25 protein-coding genes and 2 tRNA genes are annotated in these 21,914 nt (G+C 66.7%); 8 read left to right on the top strand and 19 right to left on the bottom strand.

Translation table 11 applies throughout. The features are described from left to right. Positions 1 to 13 precede the first annotated feature (13 nt). Positions 14 to 1,417 carry a hypothetical protein gene (locus tag ACH4OW_RS01905; protein ID WP_398024180.1) on the bottom strand — a complete coding sequence of 468 codons (1,404 nt, stop codon included), beginning with the start codon at positions 1,415 to 1,417 and terminating at the stop codon, positions 14 to 16. Positions 1,418 to 1,579: 162 nt separating this feature from the next. Between ACH4OW_RS01905 and ACH4OW_RS01900 the strand changes: the two genes are divergently transcribed. Continuing rightward, a tRNA-Val gene (locus tag ACH4OW_RS01900) sits at positions 1,580 to 1,654 on the top strand. Between the two features lie 83 nt (positions 1,655 to 1,737). Here the strand turns inward: ACH4OW_RS01900 and xerC are convergent. From xerC to ACH4OW_RS01850, 10 genes are all read right to left on the bottom strand, one after another. Continuing rightward, positions 1,738 to 2,892, bottom strand: coding sequence for a tyrosine recombinase XerC (xerC, locus tag ACH4OW_RS01895; RefSeq protein ID WP_398024178.1), 1,155 nt, complete (start codon positions 2,890 to 2,892; stop codon positions 1,738 to 1,740). Then, positions 2,892 to 3,080 (bottom strand): helix-turn-helix domain-containing protein, encoded by a 189-nt coding sequence (locus ACH4OW_RS01890; protein ID WP_398024176.1) that lies wholly within the window; start codon positions 3,078 to 3,080, stop codon positions 2,892 to 2,894. The genes xerC and ACH4OW_RS01890 overlap by 1 nt, the downstream gene beginning before the upstream one ends. Beyond that, positions 3,077 to 4,393, bottom strand: a complete 1,317-nt coding sequence (locus ACH4OW_RS01885; RefSeq protein ID WP_398024174.1) for a replication initiator — start codon at positions 4,391 to 4,393, stop codon at positions 3,077 to 3,079. The genes ACH4OW_RS01890 and ACH4OW_RS01885 overlap by 4 nt, the downstream gene beginning before the upstream one ends. 166 nt (positions 4,394 to 4,559) lie before the next feature. Then, on the bottom strand, positions 4,560 to 4,805 hold the full coding sequence (locus ACH4OW_RS01880; RefSeq protein ID WP_398024171.1) for a SpdD protein: 246 nt from the start codon (positions 4,803 to 4,805) through the stop codon (positions 4,560 to 4,562). Positions 4,806 to 4,830: 25 nt separating this feature from the next. Further along, the gene (locus ACH4OW_RS01875; protein WP_030023165.1) at positions 4,831 to 5,025 is read right to left on the bottom strand and encodes a hypothetical protein; all 195 of its coding nucleotides are present in this window, start codon (positions 5,023 to 5,025) and stop codon (positions 4,831 to 4,833) included. Between the two features lie 26 nt (positions 5,026 to 5,051). Beyond that, entirely contained in the window at positions 5,052 to 5,243 is a 192-nt protein-coding gene (locus ACH4OW_RS01870; protein WP_004986816.1) for a mobile element transfer protein, read from the bottom strand. Positions 5,244 to 5,255: 12 nt separating this feature from the next. Then, entirely contained in the window at positions 5,256 to 5,903 is a 648-nt protein-coding gene (locus tag ACH4OW_RS01865) for a DUF2637 domain-containing protein (RefSeq protein WP_398024169.1), read from the bottom strand. Between the two features lie 85 nt (positions 5,904 to 5,988). Continuing rightward, positions 5,989 to 7,365 (bottom strand): FtsK/SpoIIIE domain-containing protein, encoded by a 1,377-nt coding sequence (locus ACH4OW_RS01860; protein ID WP_398024167.1) that lies wholly within the window; start codon positions 7,363 to 7,365, stop codon positions 5,989 to 5,991. Continuing rightward, the gene (locus ACH4OW_RS01855; RefSeq protein ID WP_398024165.1) at positions 7,365 to 7,718 is read right to left on the bottom strand and encodes a hypothetical protein; all 354 of its coding nucleotides are present in this window, start codon (positions 7,716 to 7,718) and stop codon (positions 7,365 to 7,367) included. The genes ACH4OW_RS01860 and ACH4OW_RS01855 overlap by 1 nt, the downstream gene beginning before the upstream one ends. A 156-nt stretch (positions 7,719 to 7,874) precedes the next feature. Beyond that, positions 7,875 to 8,660, bottom strand: a complete 786-nt coding sequence (locus ACH4OW_RS01850; protein ID WP_398024163.1) for a GntR family transcriptional regulator — start codon at positions 8,658 to 8,660, stop codon at positions 7,875 to 7,877. Positions 8,661 to 8,770: 110 nt separating this feature from the next. Here ACH4OW_RS01850 and ACH4OW_RS01845 point away from each other — a divergent pair, with 110 nt between their 5' ends. The 5 genes from ACH4OW_RS01845 to ACH4OW_RS01825 all read left to right on the top strand — a co-directional run bounded on the left by ACH4OW_RS01845 (position 8,771) and on the right by ACH4OW_RS01825 (position 12,742). Continuing rightward, positions 8,771 to 9,178 (top strand): NUDIX hydrolase, encoded by a 408-nt coding sequence (locus tag ACH4OW_RS01845; RefSeq protein WP_398024442.1) that lies wholly within the window; start codon positions 8,771 to 8,773, stop codon positions 9,176 to 9,178. A 46-nt stretch (positions 9,179 to 9,224) separates the two neighbouring features. Further along, positions 9,225 to 9,653: an ATP-binding protein gene (locus tag ACH4OW_RS01840; protein ID WP_125045932.1), complete on the top strand. Its 429-nt coding sequence runs from the start codon at positions 9,225 to 9,227 to the stop codon at positions 9,651 to 9,653. Then, positions 9,647 to 10,036: a hypothetical protein gene (locus tag ACH4OW_RS01835; RefSeq protein ID WP_398024161.1), complete on the top strand. Its 390-nt coding sequence runs from the start codon at positions 9,647 to 9,649 to the stop codon at positions 10,034 to 10,036. Before ACH4OW_RS01840 ends, ACH4OW_RS01835 begins: the two co-directional genes overlap by 7 nt. 460 nt (positions 10,037 to 10,496) lie before the next feature. After that, the gene (locus ACH4OW_RS01830; protein ID WP_398024159.1) at positions 10,497 to 11,846 is read left to right on the top strand and encodes a hypothetical protein; all 1,350 of its coding nucleotides are present in this window, start codon (positions 10,497 to 10,499) and stop codon (positions 11,844 to 11,846) included. After that, positions 11,843 to 12,742, top strand: coding sequence for a DNA adenine methylase (locus ACH4OW_RS01825; protein WP_398024157.1), 900 nt, complete (start codon positions 11,843 to 11,845; stop codon positions 12,740 to 12,742). The genes ACH4OW_RS01830 and ACH4OW_RS01825 overlap by 4 nt, the downstream gene beginning before the upstream one ends. A 698-nt stretch (positions 12,743 to 13,440) precedes the next feature. On the opposite strand, the gene ACH4OW_RS01820 is transcribed toward ACH4OW_RS01825, so the two are convergent. The 3 genes from ACH4OW_RS01820 to ACH4OW_RS01810 form a co-directional block, all read right to left on the bottom strand. Then, a complete protein-coding gene (locus ACH4OW_RS01820; protein ID WP_398024155.1) occupies positions 13,441 to 13,827 on the bottom strand; it encodes a recombinase family protein in 387 nt (128 codons plus the stop codon). Positions 13,828 to 14,362: 535 nt separating this feature from the next. Continuing rightward, positions 14,363 to 15,205, bottom strand: coding sequence for a helix-turn-helix domain-containing protein (locus tag ACH4OW_RS01815; protein ID WP_398024153.1), 843 nt, complete (start codon positions 15,203 to 15,205; stop codon positions 14,363 to 14,365). After that, positions 15,202 to 15,939 carry a DUF6879 family protein gene (locus tag ACH4OW_RS01810; RefSeq protein ID WP_398024151.1) on the bottom strand — a complete coding sequence of 246 codons (738 nt, stop codon included), beginning with the start codon at positions 15,937 to 15,939 and terminating at the stop codon, positions 15,202 to 15,204. Before ACH4OW_RS01810 ends, ACH4OW_RS01815 begins: the two co-directional genes overlap by 4 nt. Positions 15,940 to 16,076: 137 nt before the next feature. On the opposite strand from ACH4OW_RS01810, the gene ACH4OW_RS01805 reads away from it, so the two are divergent. Then, positions 16,077 to 16,148, top strand: a complete 72-nt coding sequence (locus ACH4OW_RS01805; protein ID WP_398024440.1) for an EspF repeat-containing protein — start codon at positions 16,077 to 16,079, stop codon at positions 16,146 to 16,148. A 917-nt stretch (positions 16,149 to 17,065) separates the two neighbouring features. On the opposite strand, the gene ACH4OW_RS01800 is transcribed toward ACH4OW_RS01805, so the two are convergent. Both ACH4OW_RS01800 and ACH4OW_RS01795 read right to left on the bottom strand, forming a co-directional pair. After that, positions 17,066 to 17,620, bottom strand: coding sequence for a DUF6119 family protein (locus ACH4OW_RS01800; RefSeq protein WP_398024149.1), 555 nt, complete (start codon positions 17,618 to 17,620; stop codon positions 17,066 to 17,068). A gap of 151 nt (positions 17,621 to 17,771) precedes the next feature. After that, a complete protein-coding gene (locus ACH4OW_RS01795) occupies positions 17,772 to 18,434 on the bottom strand; it encodes an HAD family hydrolase (protein ID WP_398024147.1) in 663 nt (220 codons plus the stop codon). Between the two features lie 133 nt (positions 18,435 to 18,567). Here ACH4OW_RS01795 and ACH4OW_RS01790 point away from each other — a divergent pair, with 133 nt between their 5' ends. After that, a complete protein-coding gene (locus ACH4OW_RS01790; protein ID WP_398024145.1) occupies positions 18,568 to 18,840 on the top strand; it encodes a hypothetical protein in 273 nt (90 codons plus the stop codon). 266 nt (positions 18,841 to 19,106) lie between these two features. Here ACH4OW_RS01790 and ACH4OW_RS01785 read toward each other — a convergent pair whose 3' ends face one another. The 3 genes from ACH4OW_RS01785 to ACH4OW_RS01775 form a co-directional block, all read right to left on the bottom strand. Next, complete coding sequence (locus tag ACH4OW_RS01785) at positions 19,107 to 20,723, bottom strand: TROVE domain-containing protein (protein ID WP_398024142.1); 1,617 nt, start codon at positions 20,721 to 20,723, stop codon at positions 19,107 to 19,109. A gap of 105 nt (positions 20,724 to 20,828) precedes the next feature. Continuing rightward, a tRNA-OTHER gene (locus ACH4OW_RS01780) sits at positions 20,829 to 20,891 on the bottom strand. A gap of 298 nt (positions 20,892 to 21,189) precedes the next feature. Beyond that, complete coding sequence (locus tag ACH4OW_RS01775; RefSeq protein WP_398024140.1) at positions 21,190 to 21,798, bottom strand: hypothetical protein; 609 nt, start codon at positions 21,796 to 21,798, stop codon at positions 21,190 to 21,192. Positions 21,799 to 21,914: the final 116 nt, after the last annotated feature.

The following is a 21,914-nucleotide window of genomic DNA, read 5'->3' as shown; positions in this document are numbered from 1 at the left end:
CCGCCGCCCCGGCTCAGCCGGCCCCGCCACCCCGCTCGTCGCGGATCTCCTGGACCACCCGGGCCGCCGTCCGGCGCACCGACTCCATCTCGGTCAGGAAGTGCCACCAGTCCGGGTGGCGCCCCTCCAGTCCGGCGACCGCCCGCTCCAGCCGCGCCACCGCGTCGTCCAGCGGCCGCGCGTGCCGCGGGTCGGGCGTGCTGCGCCCCGCCATCGCCAGCCGCTGCGCGTCCCGGACCGCGAAGCGCGTCCGCTCGACTTCCTTCTCGCGGTCGAAGGACACCTCGTCCAGCCGCCGCAACCGGTCGCCGGCCGCCGAGACCGCCTCGTCGGTCGTGTTCAGCAGCGCGCGCACGGTCGCCAGCAGGCTCGTCGCGTCGGCCCACCGCTGCTCGTCCCTGGCCCGCTGCGCCTCGCGCACCTTGGTCTCCGCCTGCGCGACGGCGTCCGCCGCCTGGTCCGGTACGTGCTGGAGGTCCTGCCAGCAGGCCGCGCTGTAGCGCCGCCGCAGTTCGCTCAGGACGGGATCGACCTTGCCGGCCCGCGTCGTGATGGCCTGCGCCCGGGTCCGCAGCGACACCAACCGCTTGTCGATCTCCGCGGCCTTCTCCGGCAGCCGCTCCGCCTCGGTCCGTACGGCCTCGGCCTCGCGCAGCACCTCGTCGGCCCGCCGGATCGTCTCCTGCACGCCGTGCTGCCCCGCGCCCTGGTTCAGCTTGGTCAGCTCCGGCGACAGGGCGGCGAGCCGGGCCGCCAGATCGTCCGCCTTGAAGTCCCGCGCACGGACCGCGTCCAGCGCGTTGCTCGCGGCCAGCAGGGCCTGCCGGGCCCGCTCCACCGCCGGCGCGAGCCGCGCCAACTGCGTCTCCGCGGTCTGCAGCAGCGGGCCGAGCCCCTGCGCGAAGCGGTCGAGATCCGCCTTGACCCGCTCCAGCTCCTCCTTGGCCCGGTGCAGATCCGCGCGCGCCCGCGAGGCCGCGCCGGCGTCGAGATCGTCCCGGTCGAGGTCGTGGGCGTCCACGGCGGTGATGTAAACCTGGCTGACCTCGTCGATCCGCCGCCCGAAACCCTCGTAATCCTCCGCGGCCCGCCGCGCCGCCGGGGACCGGTCGACCGCAGTGATCGTCTCTATGCTGATCCGCAGGTCGCGCTGCGCCGTGTCCAACTCGTAGAACGCCGCCGCAGCAGCGTCCTTCGCCGCCTGCGCGTCCGCACGCTGCCCCTCCCCACGCCCGAACCAGCGCCGCGTACCACCACCCGCGAACGCGGCCGGAACCACCGCCACCAGCAACGGCAACGGCAACAGAACCAGCGCCACCACATCCCGCAGCGCACCCCCTCGGGGCCGACGGCGTACTGCACGGCGTACGGCACGGCGTGCTCGCTGCTCGTGCGGCTGCGTGTGTGTCGCCGTCACATCCCTCTCCCGATCGCATCGCCCCAGGCCCGGCTGCCATTCTCCCACCCAGTAGGAACGAACACAGCGCCCAGTTGGTTCGCACCCACCCCCGCCGCCAGACCCCCCGCCCCCTGGTTTGCGCCACAACCCCGCAGGCAAGGTAGTCTGTCGGCTCAGCCAGGGCGCATAGCTCAGCGGTAGAGCGCTGCTCTTACAAAGCAGATGTCACAGGTTCAAATCCTGTTGTGCCCACCAGCGCGAAGACCCCTCGTCGATCTTGACGGGGGGTCTTTGACATCCAGGATTGACATCAACGGCGCTGGTCAGCCGGTCGCTGATTAGCTGGTTTCGGGCCGCCTCCTGAGCAGCCGATCCATGTGGCTCACGGCCTCACGCTGCGTGTCCTGCACGACGTGCGTGTACGTGTTCATCGTGATCGCGATCTGGCTGTGCCCAAGGATCTCCATCACGACCCGGGGAGCGACCCCGGCAGCGGTCAGCAGGGTCGCGCAGCCGTGCCGGGCGTCGTGCAGACGGATCACGCGAAGGTCGGCATTCTTGGCGACCCGGGTGAAGGAGCGGTACAGGTTCCTCGGCTCGATCGGCCAGCCGGTGCGAGTGGTGAAGACATAGCCGGTCTCCTCCCACTTCTGCCCAGCGCGCTCACGCATGGCGGCCTGCCTCATCCGCTGCCACCGGAGGGGTGCAACGCACATGGCCGGCAGGGGCAGGGTCTGCCGACGACGGCGCCCCTTCGGATCGTCGTCGTACACCTCACCACGGACCCGCTGTCGCTGCTTCCGTACGCGGATCTCCCGCTTGTCCAGGTCGACGTCCGCCCAGCGAAGCCCGACGATCTCACCCCGCCGGAAGCCAAGCGCGATGGCGAGCACGAAGGCCGCGTAGAGCTGATCGCGCCGCGAGGCGGACAGGAACGTCAAGGTCTCGTCCAGCGACCAGGGGGTGAGGTCTCGGGACTCCGGCGAGGGCGGCTCGACCAGCGTGGCGACGTTCCGGGCGATCAGCTCCTCCCGGCAAGCCGCCATCAGCGCGGTACGGAGGACCCGGTGGGACTCCTTGGCAGTCGCCGCCGATTTCTTCCGTTCGACTTGGCCAAGGAAGCGCCGTACGTCTCCTACGCTCAGCGTTTCGAGCCGCTTCGTACCGAGCATGGGCACCAGGTACAGCCGGACGTGTACCTCGTACTTCGCGTACGTGGTCCGCTTGCGACGCGGTTTGATGATGTTCTCCAGCCAGTACGGCAGCCACTCGGCGAGCTTGGCCGACCGCGTGGGCACCGGTACGCCGTTGTCCACCTTGTCCAGCAGCTCGCGCCGCTTGGTGTCGCACTCGGCCCAGGTCTTGCCGTAGGCGAACTTCCGGGCACGGGTGCCGTCCGGCTGGAGGACGTACACGGCGGCCTGATAGCGGCCGTCCTTGCGCTTGGTGATCGTGCCAGCGCCGTTGGGGTTGCGCTTCCGCTGCTGTGCCATCACGCAGCCTCCCCAATCTGGTCAGCGATGAACTCGCGGAGGGCCGACAGGGGGATGCGACGAGCACGGCCGACCGTGATGGAGACCAGGCGATGCGAGCGGATCAGGTCGTAGACGGTGGAGCGGCTGAGACGAAGGCGGGCCATGACTTCCGGGACCGTCAGGAGTTCATCAGTGGCGGTGGTCATGCGCGGTCGTCTCCTTCGGTGTCGAGGGTGGCGCGGTGTTCTCGGGCGGTGTCGCGGGCGAGGCTTTCGGCGAGCCAGGTTTCGGCGTTGGTGAGGCCGGTTCCGGCGTAGACCCAGTGGGCGAGGAGGAGGGTGGTGTCCGGGCCGGCCTCGGTCTCTCCTGCGGCCTGAGCACGGCGCCATTCGGCGCGGGCGTCGCGGAGGGCGCCGAGGGTGGTGGAGTAGCGGCGGGACTTGGTGGAGAAGTGGCCGCGGAAGCCGAGCATGTGGGCCCAGGCGCGGAGCCGGAGTTCTTCCAGGTCTTTGCGGGCGCCGAGGTTCCAGGCGGTGCGGATCAGACGGCGGGCGTGGTCGTTGATGTCGAGCTGGGCTAGTTCGGCGAGGAACTTCAGCGGGCGGTCGAGGGCTCCGGTCGCGGTTTCGGCGCCCTTGGTGGCGTACTTGGCGATGTACGCGGCCACGGCCCGTTCGGTCAGCTCCTGGCCGCCGTCGAAGTCGGCCGAGCGGATGGTGCGTACGTCGAGCTGGCGGCCGAAGGTGAAGGTGTGTGCCCGGCCGTCGATGACGGGGCCGTCCACGCGGGCGGTGGTGGCGGCGGCCTGGATGGCGTCGGCGAGTAATTCGGCGGTGGCCCAGGCGGGCGGCGGGGTGCCGCTGCCGGTCGGGCCGTCGAGGCGGATGACCGCGTGGAAGTGGACGGCGCCGCGCTTCTGGTACTCGGCGACCTTGGCGAAGGACACCCGGGCGTACTGCCGGAACGCGCGCTGAGTGAGGCCGGCGCGCTTGGCGACCTCCCGTCGCAGGTAGATGGAGAAGCGCCGCCAGAGGGCACCGGCGTGCGCGTTCCAGAGGACGGCGGCTTCGTAGTCGTAGGTGTCGGGGTCGAGTGCGGTGCCGAGGGCGGTGTCCTCCTGGTCGTGGAAGGCGCCGCAGCGGCAGCGGCGGACCGAACCAGTGGGCCCGGTAGGGCGGTTGTGGACCGGGCCGAAGCCGGGAGCGGTGAAGGTGGCGAAGACGCGGGGGTGAGCGGCGACGCGTTCCGGGACGCCTTTGCCGCCGCGCAGGCCGGAGGTGATCAGTTGGAAGGTGTCACGGCGGTAGACCTCGGAGCAGGCCGCGCAGCGGGTGGTGCGGCGGTTGTTGCAGCGGACCAGGAGGTGACCGGCCGGGAGGGTGGAGGAGTCGAGGTGGTGGAGGACGTTGCCGATCTCGCCGGTGCGGGTGTTCAGGGCGTGTTCGGTGCGGTGGCCGTCGAGGCGGATCGGGTGGGTGCAGCCGCCGAGGCCGGAGAGCTGGCGCAGGAGTGCGGGCATGGTGCCGAGGGCGGCCAGTTCTCCGAGTTCGGTGAGCGGGGGTGGGGTGGAGGGGGTGATGATGGCCTTTCTCCTTCTGGCTTCGGCTGGAAGGGGGAGCCCCCGGGGGCGGCGGATGCTTGGCGGTATCGAGGCCGGCCCGGGGGTTCGATGCGCTGCTGATCGGTCAGCGGCGGTGGTGATCGCGGAGCAGCGAGCGCAGGACTACGGCGGCGACCGCCACGGACACGGCCGAGACGGCGACGGCGGCCAGGAGCGCGGTCAGCACGACGCCGCCGAGGAGGACGGCCACGACGGCCCCGGTGCTGACGGAGATCTGAGGGACGGGCCTCCGGGCGGGGGTCGAGTCGGCCGCGGTGGGGGTGATGTGCGTGGGCGGCGTCGGACTGTCGGGGTACTTGGGCAGGAACACGGCAGAGGTCTCCTTACCTACTCGTCTAGTCATGTGAGCCGTTGATGATGTTGACGCCGGAGCGCGTGCCGTTCTCGATGGCCGGCGCCATGAAGGTGTGCGAGAGCCAGAACCCGAAGAGCGCGATCACCACGACGATCCAGATGCGGACGCCGAGGTACTTGACCGCACCCCAGGCGAAGAGACCGAGGACGACGACGAGCGGCAGGCTGACGGTCACGGGGCGGAATCCTTTCGGCGCATGGATCAGCGGACGGGGCAGCGGTGGGTACGTGCGGCCAGCTCGGCGGCGGCGCGGCTGTCGTAGTCGGCGGAGAAGCCGCAGCGCGGGGCCGTGCAGGCGGCGGTGTGCTTCTCCCGGCCGCGTCCGTCGTAGGACGTGCCGACCTGGACGGGACCGATGCGGGTGACCGAGCGGAAGCGGCGGTTGGCGCTCATATGGATCTCCTCTCAGAGCTGTGCGGCGATGGCGTCGGCGATCGGCAGGGATACGCCGAGGCGGGCGCGCAGGGTCGGAGTGTCGATGGCGGTGCCGGTGCGGGTGTGGTGCTCGGTGGCGACCTTGCGGGCGTGTTCGATCAGGGCGGATGGGACGGAGACCGCAGGGGGAGCGGGAGTCGGTTCGGGGATCGGTGGCGGCGGTAGTGCCGGTGCGGGATCGGGCGCGTCCTCCTGGTCCTCGATGGCCGAGGGCTCCCCCTGGTCTTGGTCGGCGGTGGGTGCCTCTGCCGGAACCGCTGCGGAGTGAGCGAGGAGCGTGCCGCCGAGGAAGGCGACCGCAGGCCAGCCCGCGACGAGGATGCGCAGCCAGGCCGGTACGTGGTTCAGGTCGAGCAGCCCGGCAGTGGCGACGTTGGCGCCCAGGGACGCGCCCAGTGCGATCACGAACCAGCACCATCCGGCCGCTTTCTCGTCGCTGGTTCGCAGCCGCCGCCAGGCGGCCACCAGCAGCAGGTCAACGGAGACGGGGTACGCCCATGCCTTCCACCCGTCCTGCCCGGCCGCCGAGGCGATGTCGTGCAGGTGGGCGAAGGACAGAGCGGCGGCGATGACCGCCTGGACGAGCACCGCGTCTACGCGGGCCAGCAGGGCGCGCATACTGCGGCTCCTTCCGGATTCAGGCATGGCGGGGATGGGGACACGGCGCGAGGCGGTCACGCCAACCGGATGGGGAAGGCTGAGTTCAGCCGGTCGTCGGTTGCGGCCGTACGACCGGGGCCGGGGACTTGACCGGCCGTACCGGCACAGCAGGCCGGAACGGCTGGAGCGCGGGCGAGTCGGGGACCAGGTCGGCCGAGGCGAGACAGGTCTCGGCCGCCTCAGCGAGAGACAGGTACGGCGTACGGACGCGGGACCAGCCGCCGGATGCGTCGCCGATCACGGCGAGACCGGGTTGTTCGGGGGCGATGGCACAGGCGGCAGCGACCGCTTCGGGCGCGATGTCGCCCAACGCCATCTTCGCGGAGGCTTCATCGTTCACGCGGTGGCAGACCCGGCCAGTCAACTGGGCCCGCAGCATGGTCGTCCCCTTGCCCAGTTCGGCGCCGAAGCGCTGCCCGCAGACCTCCAGGTAGATGCCGGCCGCCCGGCCGAGCTGGGCAAGGCGGATGAGCTGGGTGACCATCTCGTCCCGCCGCTGTTCGTCCTTCTTCGTAGCAACGAGGAAGAGTTCCGCCACCTCGTCCACGAACAGCACGACAGGCACCGGACGTTCATGCTCAGGTAGGCCCCAGATGTCGGAGGTGATCTCCTCATCCGGCGTGTCCGGGGCGATGCCCTGCCGGGCCTTGATCAGGTCGTACCGGTCCTCCATCTCCTCAATAAGCACCGGCAGCAGCTCCGCAGCCTGCTCAGGATCGGTGGCCAGCGCCGAAAGCCGTGCCGCGAACGGCGCCAGCTCCACGCCCCGCTTGCAGTCGATGCCGACCAGGGCGACGGGCTGCCGGGCCAGCCCCGCGATGAGATGACGCAGGTACATGGACTTGCCCGAAAGCGTCGCGCCGAGGGTGAGCCCGTGCGGAACGGTGCGGTAGTCCCGCACGAAGGCCGTGGCGTTCTCCCGCAGCGCCACCGGGACCTTCAGCAGCCCCGCCGGGAGCTTGCGCGGCATACGGACCTTCCGCAGCACGTCGAAGCCGACCAGCCGCAGGTCGATCACGCCGGGTTTGATGGGCGTCACATACACGGCGTGCACGCCCCACGCATGACGCAGCCGTTCGGCCGAGGCCGCGACATCGGCTGGTTCCTGCCCGGGGGCGAGCCGGAGCCGAAGCCGTGACCCCGTCGTGGTCGGCCGGATGGTGCCGCGACGCGGCGGTACGGGCCGGACCTCGCGGCGGGTGGTTGCCTTGACCGCCAGGACCCGCAGCCGGGAGGGAGTCACGGTCAGGCCGCACACTTCCATGACCGAGCTGTACGAGCCGAGCAGCCGGGCGGTTGAGACCGGCAGGCCGACCGTGGACCAGTAGACGCCCGGGTGCCGTGTCCGGGCGTAGGCGGCCCCACCGCCGAGTGCGGCGACAGGACCACCTACCTCCAGAAGCGTCGCCAGGTCGGTCATCAGGCCGCGTCTCCCATGGCGGCCGGGAAGGCGGCCGGAGTGACGGCGGCGGCCCGGTAGGCGATGCCGTGCCGCTGCTGGCCGTTGAACACCGACTCCCACGGCCGGGCAACCAGGCCGGGCAGCGAGACCGGAGCGCCGAGTGTCAGGCCCTCGGAGGCACCGCTCTCCGGCACGGTGACCTTGATCAGGGACGACTCCCCTTCCTCGATGTAGACGACGATCGTCATCAGCGCTTCGCCGTTGTTGGTGTCCTTGGCGATCTCGCCCGTCTTGCGGTCGCGGACCTTGGGCTCGGGCGCTTCGGTCAGCAGGATCGTCGCGGCCGAGGTCTCCACACGGATGGTGCGCAAGGCTTCTTCACATCTACTCGTTTAGACAAGTTGCAGTCTTCGTGCCCGGCCCCTCCGGGAACGTGGACCACCGTGCCACGCAACTTGCCCACTCGTCTATACGAGTATGCGTGCCGGGGTGTACGAGTCCGAAGAAGTGGCCTCGCGCACCGCCGGTCAGGTGGCCGGGAGCTGGTAGGAGAGGACGTACGCGTCCGCCGCCATCACCGTGTCGCAGACCTCCACGGCCCGCTTCTCCGTGTCGTACGCCGTGCGGATCAGGTGGATCACCGGGACGCCGGACGCCAGTTGCAGCGTCTTGACCTCGGCGGGTGAGGGCATCCGGGCGCGGATCTCCTCCTCGAAGTGGTCGAGGTGGTAGCCCAGTTCCTCAAGCCGGGCGTAGATGCCGCCGGGGCCGGGGTTGGGTTCGGCGATCTGAGTGCCGCGGGCGATGTCGAGCGGCAGATACGAGGTGGCGAACTCAACCGGCCGGCCGTCAAGCAGGTAGCGGCGCCGCCGGGCGAGCACCCGCCGCACGGAGCCGAGTCGGGCGGAGATGTCCTGACTGGCCTTCTCCTCCTTGACCTCCAGGCCGTCCACCTTCGGGTGACTGCCGACGGCATCGGCCTCCACGATGAACGCCGACTTGCCCTGCTCGCGGTGACGCCGGGCGAACCGGTCGGAGGCGAGGCGCCGGACGGGCGGGCGCGGCCGGACGAACACGCCCTTGCCGTGCTCGGCATGGACCAGGCCCTCCCCCTGAAGGACCGAGAAGGAGTTCCGCACCGTCATACGGGAAACCCCGTAGTGCTCCACCAGCTCAGCTTCCGAGGGCAGCTTCTCCCCCTCCCTGAACCGGCCACGATCGATGGCCTCGCGAAGCTGATCGGCGATCTGTCGAAAGACCGCACGATCACTCGTGGGGTCGAGAGCGCCAAGAACGCTCGGAAGAGACGTCACGTGGACTACTCCTTTAGGTATCTAGACGAGTGGGCGAGTGCTATTGCTACGGTGGAGAGCCTAGCCATCCGAAGGGGCCGAGGAACGTGAGCACCGACCGTCCGCACTCCGTGAGCGTCGCCGGAGTCATCGTTGACGACCAGGGCCGGGCTCTCCTGATCAAGCGGCGCGACAACGGTCACTGGGAACCGCCGGGCGGAGTCCTCGAACGCGAGGAAACCATCCCGGAAGCCCTTCAGCGCGAAGTGCTCGAAGAAACCGGCATCAAGATCGAGATTCCGGCGACCTTGACCGGTGTCTACAAGAACATGACGGGCCTGATCGTTTCTCTGGTCTTCCGCTGCCGGGCCGCCGACGGCACCCCCACCACCGGGGACGAAACCCGCGCGCTGCGATGGGCCACCCGCGAAGAAGTCACCGAACTCGCCGACGAGGCGTACGCGATCCGCGTCCTGGACGCGCTCGACGCCATGACCCTGCCGGCCGTCCGCGCCCACGACGGCGTGAAACTCGTCTAGCCCGAACCCGCTGCACATGGCGGCCTACCAGCACGAAGGAACTTGTATGCACGAGTATACGAGTAGAGTCCAGGTCTGGGGGCTCAGTTGCCCGGGTTCCCCGGAAGAGGTGAGCCGGGCCCGCCGATGGACCCGCGACATACTGCGCGATTCCCCGCTGGCCGAGGACGCCGAGCTGATCGTGAGCGAGCTGAGCTCGAACGCGATCCTGCACACCGCCAGCGGGCGGGACTCCGGCAGCTTCCACCTGTCCCTCGCGGTCACCCCGCAGGTCATCGCCCTGTCGGTCACCGACGACGGCGGCGCAGGCACGCACCCGAAGGTCGAGGACCAGGACGAGGAGGCCGATCACGGCCGCGGACTCGGCATGGTCAACGCGATCGCCCACCGAGTGGTGGTCCACAGCAGTCAGGGCGCCCACACCGTCACCGCAGAACTCTTCACCAGCAGCCGACCAGGAGCCCACCCATGCTGAAGACCGACAAGCCCCGCCGCGGCTACTGGTGCGAATGCTGGACCCAAGACCTCGCCAACCCCACCGAGAGGCCGGCCCTCCACGCATCCTTCGACGCCTACTCGGCGCACCAGGCCGACCGGTGGGTAGCGGTCGCACTCCGCACGATCACACCGGCCCTGTCACCGGACGCCTCACACGAAGCCTGGACCTGGCTCTGCGAGGGACGGATGAAGGCCAGGTCAGCCCTGCTCCGCCGACAGCCCTACACAGTCGCCGTCACCCATACCAACACCCGCATCACCTGGACGATCCGCCCCGTGATCTATCTGCCCCTCGCCCACCGGCAGGGAACCGTACTCCCCGCCTGCACAGAAGACTTCAAGCCCATCCCGCCAGCCTGAGTTACAACTTTCTCTACTGGTTCAAGGCGGCTCGCTCCGCTCACCGCGCGCGGCCCGGCCCCCGGCCGGGCCGCGCTCATGTCTCCGCCCCGCTCAGCCCGGCCGGCGCCCGCCCCGCGCTCACAGCGATCAGCCACCAGACCTCAAAGAAGGGGTACGTCGTGGCTGGGGCGGTCGGCTCCACGGCTTTAGGCAGCCACTTTGGGGCGAGCCTCTAAGATCATGGCCCCAACGTCGTGCTTTACCGGGCAGGTCCACAGACTGCCCGACGCGCCATCAGCTTGCGGGGCCATGATCACTCGCCCCAAAGCAGCTCCCGCCCAAAGCCGCTCCACCGACCTCTATTTTCGGCCACTGGCTTATATTCGCCTGTCTGGTATTAGGGGCAGCATGCGACGTATGATCCACTCGTCGAAAAATATGATGCGGCTTGAGGGGGCGGCCTAGGATTATGAGCAGCATGAAGCACGTGAGCATGCATGTCGCATCCTTGACGCTTGACGACAACAACCCGCGGCATGCGAAGCAGACAGCGAATGACGCGGAATCCATCGCGGCCCTCTTCGAGAAAGGGCCCGAAAAACTGATCCGCCTTGCCCGGGACATCATCCAGCACGGCATAAACCCGACCGAGCTAGTGGTATGCATGGTCGATGGTGATCGCAATGTAGTTCTGGAGGGTAACCGGAGAGTTGCAGCACTCAAGTTGCTGCATAACCCCAAGCTTGCGCCCACGGAGAATTTGCGAAGGCGGATCACCGCGATCGCTAAGAGCGGAGAGGTTCCGCGGAGACTTACCTGCGTGATGGCCGACAACCGGCTCCAGGCCGAGCACTGGATCAAGATTCGGCACACTGGTGAAAATGGTGGCATCGGAGTCGTCAGGTGGAGCACCAGCGAGGCGAGCCGGTTCGGGGGAAGGTCTACACCAACAGAAAAGGCTCGGCTGTTCACTGACGCCGTATGCGACTGGTTTCCCGATGACGAGGAATTCCTGTCAAACGTCCACGCCGTCAGGGACGCGAGAATCACCAACCTTGGCCGGATGATTGCCGACCCAACTGTAAGGAACCGGTTGGGAATCGCCTTTGATGGAGACGTGGTGCTCAGAAATTTCCCGAGGGGAAAGGTTCGGCCCATCCTCACTCAGCTCTTCGCTGATTTTGCTGGCCCTGTTTCGGTGGACCAGATCAAGACCAAGAGGCAGCGCGAAAAGTATCTTGAAGGAGTAGAAAGCATACTGCCGAAGCTGTCCGACCGGTTGGATGAGCCTGAAAAGTTCTCGAAATACTCCACTGGGGATGAATCGTCGCTAGATAAGACACAAGGGGATGATGCGGAAAAAGACAACAAAAAGCCGAGGCGGAAGCGCCCTGACTTCGAGAAGAAGCTCTTCCAGAACGTGACTCTTAGTCATGTGAGCCTGCGCACGTCTGAGGTACTCGAAGAAGCAAAAACGATCAACATCGAGGATAAGCCGAACACCGCCGCCATCATGGTTCGGGCCGTCGTAGACATTGTGACTACTGACGTAGCAGCACAGCTTGGTTGGAAGCGTAACCAGGACACGCTGAAGGGTAGGATCGGTGCCGTCTTGCACCAGGTGGACCCGGACAAGGCCGATGCAACCTTGAGCGATGCGCGGAGGTTTTCGCAGCAGGATGATGGCGCTCTTGTACTGAAAACGCTGCATACGTTCGTTCACTCGTGGCAGAGCCACCCCTTGACCGTTGAGGTACGGAAATTGAGTATGGCGTACTCGCCTCTGCTGCAGAAGGCGGACCAGTTGCTTGAGAAGAAGAAGCGATGAGGTACCTCAGCCCGCTCCGCTATCCCGGCGGGAAAGCCCGACTCGCGCCATACATCTCGCATATCCTGGCACGACAGCGCCCGCGCCCCCTTTCATACGCAGAAGCCTTTGCGGGGGGTGCGGGTGCTGCATTGCGCCTTCTCGTCGACCGAGAAGTCGACCATATCTACATCAACGATCTCGACCCAGGTATCGCCGCACTATGGCGTTGCATATTTCATGACACCGAAAAACTAGCCAGAAAGGTGGAGAGTGAAGAAGTTAGCGTAGACGCGTGGCGCCACCATTCAGAAATCTACAAGAACCCTGCCAATAGAAACGACAGCGAACTTGGCTTCGCGACGTTCTTTCTTAATAGATGCAATCGATCGGGGATTTTGCGAGCCCGCCCCATTGGGGGATTGGAGCAAGACGGGAAATGGAAGATTGACGCCCGGTTCAACAGGGAGGCATTGGCTGGCAGAATACGAAATCTAGGACGTTACTCCGATCAGGTGACCCTGTCGGAGATGGATGCGCGAACGTTCATTGAGCACCTAGAGCCAAAAAGTAGCGACGTTTTGCTTTACGTAGATCCGCCTTACCTGGTTCAAGGGGACAGGCTCTACCTGGACTCTCTGAGCCAGGAGGATCACCAGGAGCTAGCTAACACGCTGAAAGAAACTTCGTTGCGCTGGCTACTTACATATGATGCGGATGGTCGAGTCACCAGCGATTTGTACAAGGGGCTCCGGTGCGTTGAGTTTGATATACTCCACACGGCGCAGATACAAAGAGTGGGCTCGGAGTACGCCATTTTCGGCAATAAGCTGATATTGCCTGAAGTGACGGGGATTATCGGTGAGGGTAATTTTCGTTGGATGACTTCGAAACGTAAGCAGCGCGCCGCAACGTGATTTGCCATAAAGACCCATTGCAAACGGCACGCAGAAATTCGCGGTTGCCTGACATCCACGAGTGACATCAACGGCGGCGGACGTCGGCACTCCTGGGCGGCCCGTCGTGGTCAGTTTGACCGGGCAGCCTCCCAGCAATGCCGAGGTTTGATCGAACTTACAAAGCAAATGTCACAGGTTCAAATCCTGTTGTGCCCACAGAGTGCTAGTCCGCAGGTGAGCGGCTAGATCGAGGCCCCCAACCATGATCGGTTGGGGGCCTTCTCGATCTTAAAAGTCCAGAGGCGGCCCAAACCTAAGATCCGCGCACAGTGCGATCTACGAGAGGGCCGGGCACCCTCCCCACACCGCGCCGACACACACCTCTCACCTCCTGTGATGCTCTGGCCGGAAGGCTGGCCCCACAGGCGAGGCCCCGCACACGACCGCATCGACGCGTCTAACGGCGCGATCCGGCGGACACATACGGCGGGCGTCGCTCCGAGAACCGCAGGTGACTGCACTGCGGTCGTTCTACGCGCACGGGGAAAGGATCGAGGGGCGCTAGCAAACAGTGGGGAATTTCCCCGAGCCGTCGTGGTGGTGCGAACGGCGCGAGGGCTGAGAGGTGGTGCGGTCAGTGTCCGAGGCTGATGCCGATGGCGAGGGCGGCTATCACCCCGGCCAGCGCGATGACGTACTCCACCATGAGCGCGCGATCACGCATCGCCGCGACCGATGAGCACGGTGTGTGCCCGTTCGTCGGTCTCATCGAAGGTCGTTGCGCAGTACCCACCGACCAACGCGACGCGCTGCTGGAGAGCGATGCGCTGCTCGGGGGCACGGGAGAGACGGTCCCACGTGTGAACCAGGCAGATCACCTGACGCCGCCCAGCCTGCGTCCGCATGATCTCCAGTAGAGCGCCGAACTCAGGTCGCTCGGTGTCCAGCGCGTGGTCGCCACGGTCGATCCAGTCGCCCGCAACCTGCCAGCCGCGCCGCTGCCCGGCGTAGTTGTGACAGCCGTCCAATCGCATGTTGAGGTAGGGACTGGAGGCCGTGGCGTTGCGGTCGTAGATGAAAGCGAGGGGGGTGGGCGTAGTCATCCGAATGCCTCCGCGGGGAGTGTGCTGTTGGGGCCGAATACGATGCCCAATGCGGCGGGGTCAGTGAGTTTCCCGGGGCCGTCCGGTGCCTCCAGCCATCCGCGGCCGTAAGCACTGTGTCCTACCGGTGGGCAGAGCAGGGGCCGGCGAGGTGGGCGAACGGTGAGCGGGGGCAGGTCGTCGAGATGGTTCTCGGCGCACAACGGGGTGAGCCACTATGCCCGCTGCGACTCAGTGCAGACGAGGACGGGGCCGAGTTTGCCGGTTCAGCCGAGTGGACGCATGGCGTCCACGGACCGCATGAGGTCGGTCTCGACGACGCGCCAGACGGCCGACCGCAGGGAAGCCCAAATGCCGCCTGCCACCGTGCCTTTACCACCGCAGACTGGTCGCTGCACTGCGCGAGCCAGGCTGTTCCGGCCTCAGCCGTGATCGGCTTGGTCATCATGCAGGGACCGTAGAGCGGGCGATCGCGCGTCCGCTTGCCGATTGCGCGCGATTGCGAATCCCGTTTTCACGTTGCTGGAATTGCTGCTCAGGACAGGTCGAGCGATGCCCTCGCGCGGGCGATCAGGCGGTGCGCCTGGTGGCCGTACACCGCCGCTTCGTCCAGCCACTCCCATGCCCGTTCGTACAGGGCCAGGCTGTCCGGGTCGTCGAGCCACAACTCGGCGTTGATCGTCTCGACGATCACCAGCCGGGTGTCGTAGATCCAGAATCCGTGTGCTGGTGTGCGCCGCAATTGCGCAGCGAAAGGGATGATCCCGAGTTCCACGGTGTCCAGCCCGATGAGGGAGATGAGCCGGTCAAGCTGACCGGCCATGACCACTCGCGGACACACGAGGGTATGCAGTGCCGCCTCCCAGACGAGGAAACGGAACTTTCGGCCAGGCTCGTACAGCGCGTCCTGCCGCTGCATTCGTTTGCGGACTGCGTCCTGGGTGTCCTGTGGCGTCTCCCGGAACGTGGCGTTCGCGGTGAACACATGCCGCGCGTACTCGGCGGTCTGGAAGAGACCCGGGACAAGGGCCACCTCCAACCCCCTGATCACGCGGGTTCTCGCAGTCTCCGCGATAGCCACCTCTTGCCGGGCCCGGTGCCCGCCGGCCAACTCGCGGCGCCACGTGCGGTAGCGCGTGTCCAACCCGTTCAGGCGACCGACCAACTCCGCCACCACATCAGGCCGGCCAACAGCCTCCGCCCACGCCCGGACGTCCGCGGCGGAAGGGGTCTGTTTCCCGAGTTCCAAGCGCGAGATTTTCGACGCCTGCCAGCCGAGCCGGGCCGCGAAGTCCTTACCGTTCATGCCGCCCTCGGTGCGCAGCTCACGCAGCCGGGCGCCGAGGGTGACACGGGATGTCAGGTAGTCGGAACTCACATGGTGGAACGTACCCGCTTCTGGAACTCGACCGTGGGGACGGCGTGGTGCCATGCCGCGTCACGAGCCTGGCAGGCGGCGAGCACTTCGGCGGGGTTCTCGGACACGATGACGCCGAGGGTGGTGTCCTGCTCATCGAAGACGAACCGGACGAGGACGCGGGCGTCGAAGAGCCAGAAGTCCCAGTTGGGCAGGCCGAACAGCTCGGCCTTGGCGCGGGACAGGTTGCGGATGTCCTCGCCGGCCGCCACGTTGCCGAGGCCGCTGTCCAACAGGAACCGCTGTCCCTCGGTGATCGGGTGATCGACGAGCCGTACGCGCTCGAAGCGCTTCCCGTGCTTCGTCTGCTCGCGTACGTTCGCCCGCCACTCGTTGTCCTCAGCGCTGATGTCTTCACCGCGCTGCCAGCGCTCCCATTTCGGCGTGCCGCGGTCCGACGCGTAGCCGCGGCGGGTCTCCAGCCGCCACGCAGTGTGGTTGAACTCGTGGAACAGGGGCGTCACCTCGGCGAAGGGGACCATGTCGCGAGGCGCTGACCGCGGGGCGAAGCGAACGAGAAGATCGCGGGGAACGGTCACGAAGGTCTCTGACTCCTTCACGTCCCTCAGCTCGGCGAGGTGGTTGGGGTGGGTGACGCGGTCGCCCTGGATGAGGATGTCGTCCGTGCCCTCGACTTCGTACAGGGTGGGGCAGTCGCCGTTGTCGCTGCTGGTGCCGATGAAGCGGAGCGCCATGTGTCCTCCCGCGGTTGGGTGCGCCCTCAGGATGCGTGGGGTGGCGCCGCGCTGCTCGACGATTGCGGGAGATTGCGCGACTTCGCGGTCAGCATTCGGATTGCGCGCATGAGTAGTCGCGCCGAGCCCGAGGGCGCATAGCAAACGATCTCCGCCCCGCCCCAGCTTGGCCGGCGCCCGGCCCGCGCGCACAACGATCAACCACCTGACCTCATGTAAGGGTACGTCGCGGCTTGGGCGGCCCTTTGGGTAGCCACTTCGCGAGTAGCCCCCACAAGCCCTATTCGGCTGGTCTACAGACTGATTGAACGCTGAGGCTGAACAACCTCATAGCAGGCAAACCGCATCTCAACGATCAGCGCCGCAATTAATCGGGTTCTATTTTCGGCCAAAACCGGCGAGGTGCGCGCCCTGTATGTACCCCTTGTGGTGGCGGTCTCGTTGCGCACGTTCAGTGCACCCGCGTGCACTAAAGGCGCTGCTCAGTGCCAGTTTTTGTATTACAGAAACGCAGGTCAGTGACTCTTATAGCTAAACGCTGCTCACCTTCGTGGGTACATTAGATCCTTTTCCGAATCTGTGGGGTTTGCAGCTCTCCTACATGTCTGAAAGCTGACGCGTCGCTAGGCTCGTTTCTGCTGCGGCGCAGGCGTAAATGAGTGCCCCTCCACCCTGATTTAGCGATCAACTGAAGGGGCGCTCCGAGGCTTGGCCGCTGAATCGCACAGCTACAGACTCGGGAGATCACGTCAGTGACGGATATGCCTAGCCCCCAGGACCCAAGCCCACGCCCAGCCCGTACTGCCTACCAGCCAGAGGGACACACTGTGTTCGCATGGATGACGGTACTCGCGAGGGTACTGACAGCGATTGCGACACTCATCGTTGCACTCCGCTAGCCAAGCGAGAGGACGGCCGAGGCCCGTGTGGCCCGCTGGTCCGCTCTGCGGGCCCGGCGGGTCGAGGCGGGCCAGCGCTCCGGACGAGAAAGCCGGCACGGGGCAAGTCGCCGTACCGCCACCATCGCGAATGCTCCAGCGTGCGCGGACCGGACGCGAAGTACATGGTCGAGGGGGAGCTATCTACTGCCGCGATGTGGTTGAACCCGTCGTAGGCGCTCCGCTCACTAAACGATCTGAATACGAGCTACCGTCGGCTTAACTCTGAGGCGAGTCAGTCTCTTCGCGAAGTCGCGGAGGTTAACCTTGCTGAATGTAGGTAGGTCGGTCACTCCGCGACCCTGTTTTTTGAAGGCTATCGTGTACGTCACTGCTTGGGGGGATCGCATTGCTACTTCCCCCATCTCGGCGCTGTGTCTCTCGGCGAAGTCCACGAGTGCCTTCTTGTACGCCTCGTCAACTCCGAGGAGTACGGCAGAAGCATATCCTTGCGAGAATAGATGGCTCAGTGTTTGGCTTTTCTCGTACTTCTTGATATGCGTGAGGTAGTCGTCAGCGTGTAGCAAATCGCAGACTTCGACCATGTCGCCATAAGACTTAATATGCTCTGTGTCCAGGTGGAGCAGATCATCGTGCTCGTTAGCGATATTGTCGTTGTAAGATGTTTCGCTACCTTCCTCCTTTCTCCAGTCGCGCAGATTCTGTTGTGCCCACCAGTAGTGCCAGTACAGGTAGACGTAAAGGCCCGGGTCAGAGGATTCTCTGATCCGGGCCTTTGTCATGATCTCTCCTTTTGGGCACACTCTCCGTCCCTCCTAGAATCGGTCTGAGTGCAAGGGGCGTCTCCCGGTTGTCTCCCAAATGATCAACTGGGCTCTGCTTTGCCTCGCCTTGCTGTCCAGCCCGCTGGGTCCTTGCACGGTTCGACGACGGTCAGTGCTCTCGCGCGTTGAACTTCCTGATCGACTCGGAGAGGTCGGCGAGCGACTCGATTCGGAAAGTGGGCAGGTCGCGAGCCTCGGCGGTGTTCCACTGGATCGTCGCCCACGGGCCGCGGTGAAGGAGCGCCGTGTGCATTCCGCATGCGGCGCCCGGTCGCAGGTCGTTGTCGATGCGGTCGCCGACGTACACGATCTCGGTGTTCTCGTACGGCACCACCTCGGCGACCCGCTCGAAGAACAGCGGGTCGGGTTTGCTTGCGCCCCAGTCATCCGAGGCGCCGATCAGGTCCACGTCCTCGGAGAACAACTCCCTAAGGATGCCGCCAGCTCGTACGGTCTGGTTGCCCGCGATCCCGAGCCACAATCCGTCGGCCCGCAGCTGGGCGAGTGCCGGGCGGACATCCGGGTACAGGTCGCTCTCGTCGAAGTGTTCCGGCTGGCCGGATGCCGCGCGCGCCGCTCTCTGCTCGTACAGATCGAAGCCGGGCCGGAACTCCTGGAACACTTCGCGGTAGTCCCGTCCTTGCGCGATCACTGCTCCGAACACCGCCGCGAAGGTGTGGCGTGGGACGCCGAGCCAGTCGGCCCACGTCCCGTATTCTCGCGTCTCGTCAACCAGGCACTCACCGACATCGAACACCGCAGCGCGAATCATGCGCGCACCCTACGGCCCCGCCCTCGCCCTCACCGCTCGCGGTTTGTGGCTGGGGTGGGCCGGGAGGGGGCTGCTGGAGGTGTGGGCTGCGGAGGTGGGGAAGGATTCCGCCAGGGGTGAGTAGAATCAGCCAGTGGCAATCGAACTCCCGGACGAATTGATCAAGCTGGAGCAGGCCGCCGTCCAGGCGCACGAGAAACTCCTCGCCTACCAGGCCGAGTGCGGTCGGCCGACCGCCGGTGACGGGTGGACGGACGAGCAGCACGCGACATGGCAAGACCTCTGGAACGCCTGGCGCGCGGCGGCCGAAGAGACCCAGGCCGCGCTGAGGTCCGTTGCAAATCGGTACGAGACGGAGCAGGCCCTCAAGCGCGCCGTCCGGCATCCCGCGCCCGAAGAGAGCTAAGGCGGCGGACTCGCCGCGTGGGGGAATTCGGCGGGGCGGGCGTGGCAGAGCGGTGGCGCTCTCGCGGACGCAGTGCAGAGCAATGCAGATGGGCCCCGGCCGCCCTACCGTGAGCTGTGTTCATGGCCGTGCGCATCGTGATCCTGGAGCCGTTGCCGACGGGTGCGGGGCGATGGCGATGGGGCGCATGGCTACGGCGGACAGCCTCAGCAGTCCTCAGCGGCACAGGGAGAAGCGCCCCTCCTGGGGGAGGGGCGCTCTCATGGTCAGTGGCTGCCGTGCCAGGGCCACCTGGCGTCCCGGCCGGCTTCCAGCAGCGGCACCATTCGGAAGGCGTGGTCGGTCAGCCCGCCGAACGTGTGCCGGGCGCGGCTGCCGGACGGGCCGTGCCCGGCGCGGTAGCCCGCCAGGTTCCAGGTGTAGACCGGTACCCGGTCCGGGACCTGCTCGGTCGGGTCACCGTGGTGGCTGTACGCGGCCTGCTCGTCGGTCACGATCAGCACCCGGTCGTGCCCCCGGTAGTGGCTGCGCACCGCCTCCGACGTCTCGGTACCGCCCAGGGCCCGGAAGCGGTCCAGGACGCGCAGTACGGCCTCGCCCCTGCGCAGCGGCACCGGCTCGCTTCTGGTACCGAACTGCACCAGGTCCGCCGACTCCGCGCGCAGCGCCACCGCCGTACCGAACACCGCGGCGCTGTCGGCCCGGTTGAGCTGGGTCTGCGCGCTGAGGCCACCGAACATCGATCCCGATCGGTCGACCAGCACCAGCGTCCGGCCCGGCAGGGCGGGCACGTTCGCCAGCGAGTACCCGAGGGCCGTCTCCAAGGCGTGCCCCCACCGCAGCGACGGCGCGTGCTGGTACGCGGCAAGGAACCGGAACGGGAACTGGCGGGAGCGGGCCACCTGCTCGGGATCGGCCAGCCGCTTCGCGACCTGCTCCGCAACCTCGTCGGACACCTCGGCCTCGTCGAAGTTGCGCAGGTTGCGCAGCAGAGCCATGTACCCCATGGACGGGATGACGGCCTCCCACGCCTTGCGGTCCATCGGCCCTTGCAGCCAGCCCGCCAGCGCCTCCCACGTCATCCCGGCGTGCTGGAGGTAGACGGCGGCGTCCGGGCGGTCGAGCAGGGGCCGGCGCTGGGCGACGGGCCACTCGCCGATCGCCTCCCGGGCGTGCAGCAGCCGTAGCGACTCGGGGGTGGGCTTGTCCCGCTTGTGCCGGCGGTCGATGGCGTGCTCGAACAGGTCACCCTGCCACAGCGCCCGCGGCGCCGGATGCACCAGCTCGATGACGTCACCGAAGCGGAACCCCTTACTGGCGCTGTCGTACTTCAACAGTGACTTCTCGGTGTAGAGCCGGCCGACCGCGTCCTCGATTCCGCGCTTGACGGGCTTCGGGATGCGCCGCCCGTACCGTGACGTCCAGTAGGCCAACATCTCCCCCGGCTCGTCGGCGCGCTGGAGAACCGAAGCGATCACGCGCCGGTTCCAGCCCGCGCCCTGCGACTCGACGGCCGCCTGAGCGCCGGGCCCGGCATCGCCCCGGGTCGCGTCCAGGCGGGCCCGGACGAATTCGGCGGCCCCGACCAGGGCAGCGGTGCGCAGGTTGCCGTCGCCGCGCAGCCAGGCGAGCAGTCCCGAGGTCCATGCCGGGTCCTCGACAGCGAGTTGGTGCACCAGGGTGGTGTAGCGGTCATCGCGCTGGCCGCCGGACTCGTAGAAGGTGTCCTGGCCGACCATGTTGGTGACGGCGAGGAGGAACAGCTCGGACTTCGCGTCGCGCAGGTGGCCGATGCCGCCCTGGGCGGTGATCGTGCGCTCGCCGGTCGACGCGACGGGCGAGGCGGGCGCGGCCCGAGCCGTGCGGATGTTGAAACGTGCCATGAAAAACCCCTCACATGGAGGGGAAGCTCAGCAGAGGGGTGCCCGAGATCGAAATCGGCTGAGGAAACAAGGTGCTCTGCCAATTGAGCTACGCCGAACAGAAGTTGACGACGGGACTCGAACCCGCAACCGCCCCATTAACAGTGGAAGTATCCCCCGCCTGCGCACCGGGCACCCCGATGCTGTGCCTCCCGAGATCAAGAACGGCTGCGGCGGATCATTGGAAGAAGTAGCCGCGGCCTGCGCACCGGGAGGTGCTGAAGTCGTGTCACCACTGTAGCGCCCATGATCGACACCGCCAGCGATTTTTGAGTGGACCTGGGTTGGTCGTCAGGCGGTGACTGGCCGGGTGAGCTGCATCCGGGGTGTTGGCACGTACAGCAGCGGAGCGCAGCAATCACGGAGCAGCCGTCACAGAGCAGCCATCGCAGAACCGGCCCCGCTCGCCGGCGTTCTTGTGCCTGGGTCAGCGGGGGCCGAGTTCTATGTGGATTTCTCGGGCGGTGGGGGTGAGGGTGCCGTCGGTGGAGTGGAATGCGGTGCAGTGGTGGGTTGTGGGTGGGGTGGGGGTGTGTTGGGCGAGAGCAGAGAATCGGTTGGTGGTTTCTTTGAAGAGTTTTGCGCTGCCGGTCATGAAGAGGGTTTCGGCGTGCAGGTGTTGATGGAATCGGTCGCGGTTTTCGCGGTGGTGGCGGGTGCCGGGGTCGGTTTCGGGTTCGTCGGTGAGGGGTGCGTCGGGCAGGGTGATGGTTCGCGGACGGCCGGGGGGTAGGCGGCGGCGTACGTCTTTCCAGCGTGACGGTGCGAACTGGCGGGAGTGGTGGAGTAGCACCAGGTCCAGGGTCTGGGCGCCGGGCTGGGTGGCTCGTAGTGGCAGGTGGATCAGTGCGCGTGGTGATGTTGCCGCCAGCGTCCACAGGGCGCCGATGTGTTGTGCGGATTCCTGGTCTAGGCAGAGGTTGAGGCGTAGGTCGCGGTCTACGAGTACGGCGTGAGGCAGGGGGCGGGCCGGGCGGATCACTTTGAAATTCTCGGCGCCGAGGCGGGCCTGGTGGATGGTGACCGGTAGTTTCATCTGTTCTTCGAGGGTGAATTGTGGGTGGGGTTTGTGGTTGGAGTTTGCATTTTCCCTCGTCGGATTGTGCGGGGATCGGCCGGGTGCCGTTATCCGGTCTTCGACGTGCGTGGGGG

Origin of the sequence: Streptomyces sp. NPDC017056 (assembly GCF_044332485.1) — a bacterium.
Classification (GTDB): Bacteria; Actinomycetota; Actinomycetes; order Streptomycetales; family Streptomycetaceae; genus Streptomyces.
Note: the sequence above shows the minus strand (reverse complement) of the source record. Positions and strands in the feature narration are given on the sequence as shown.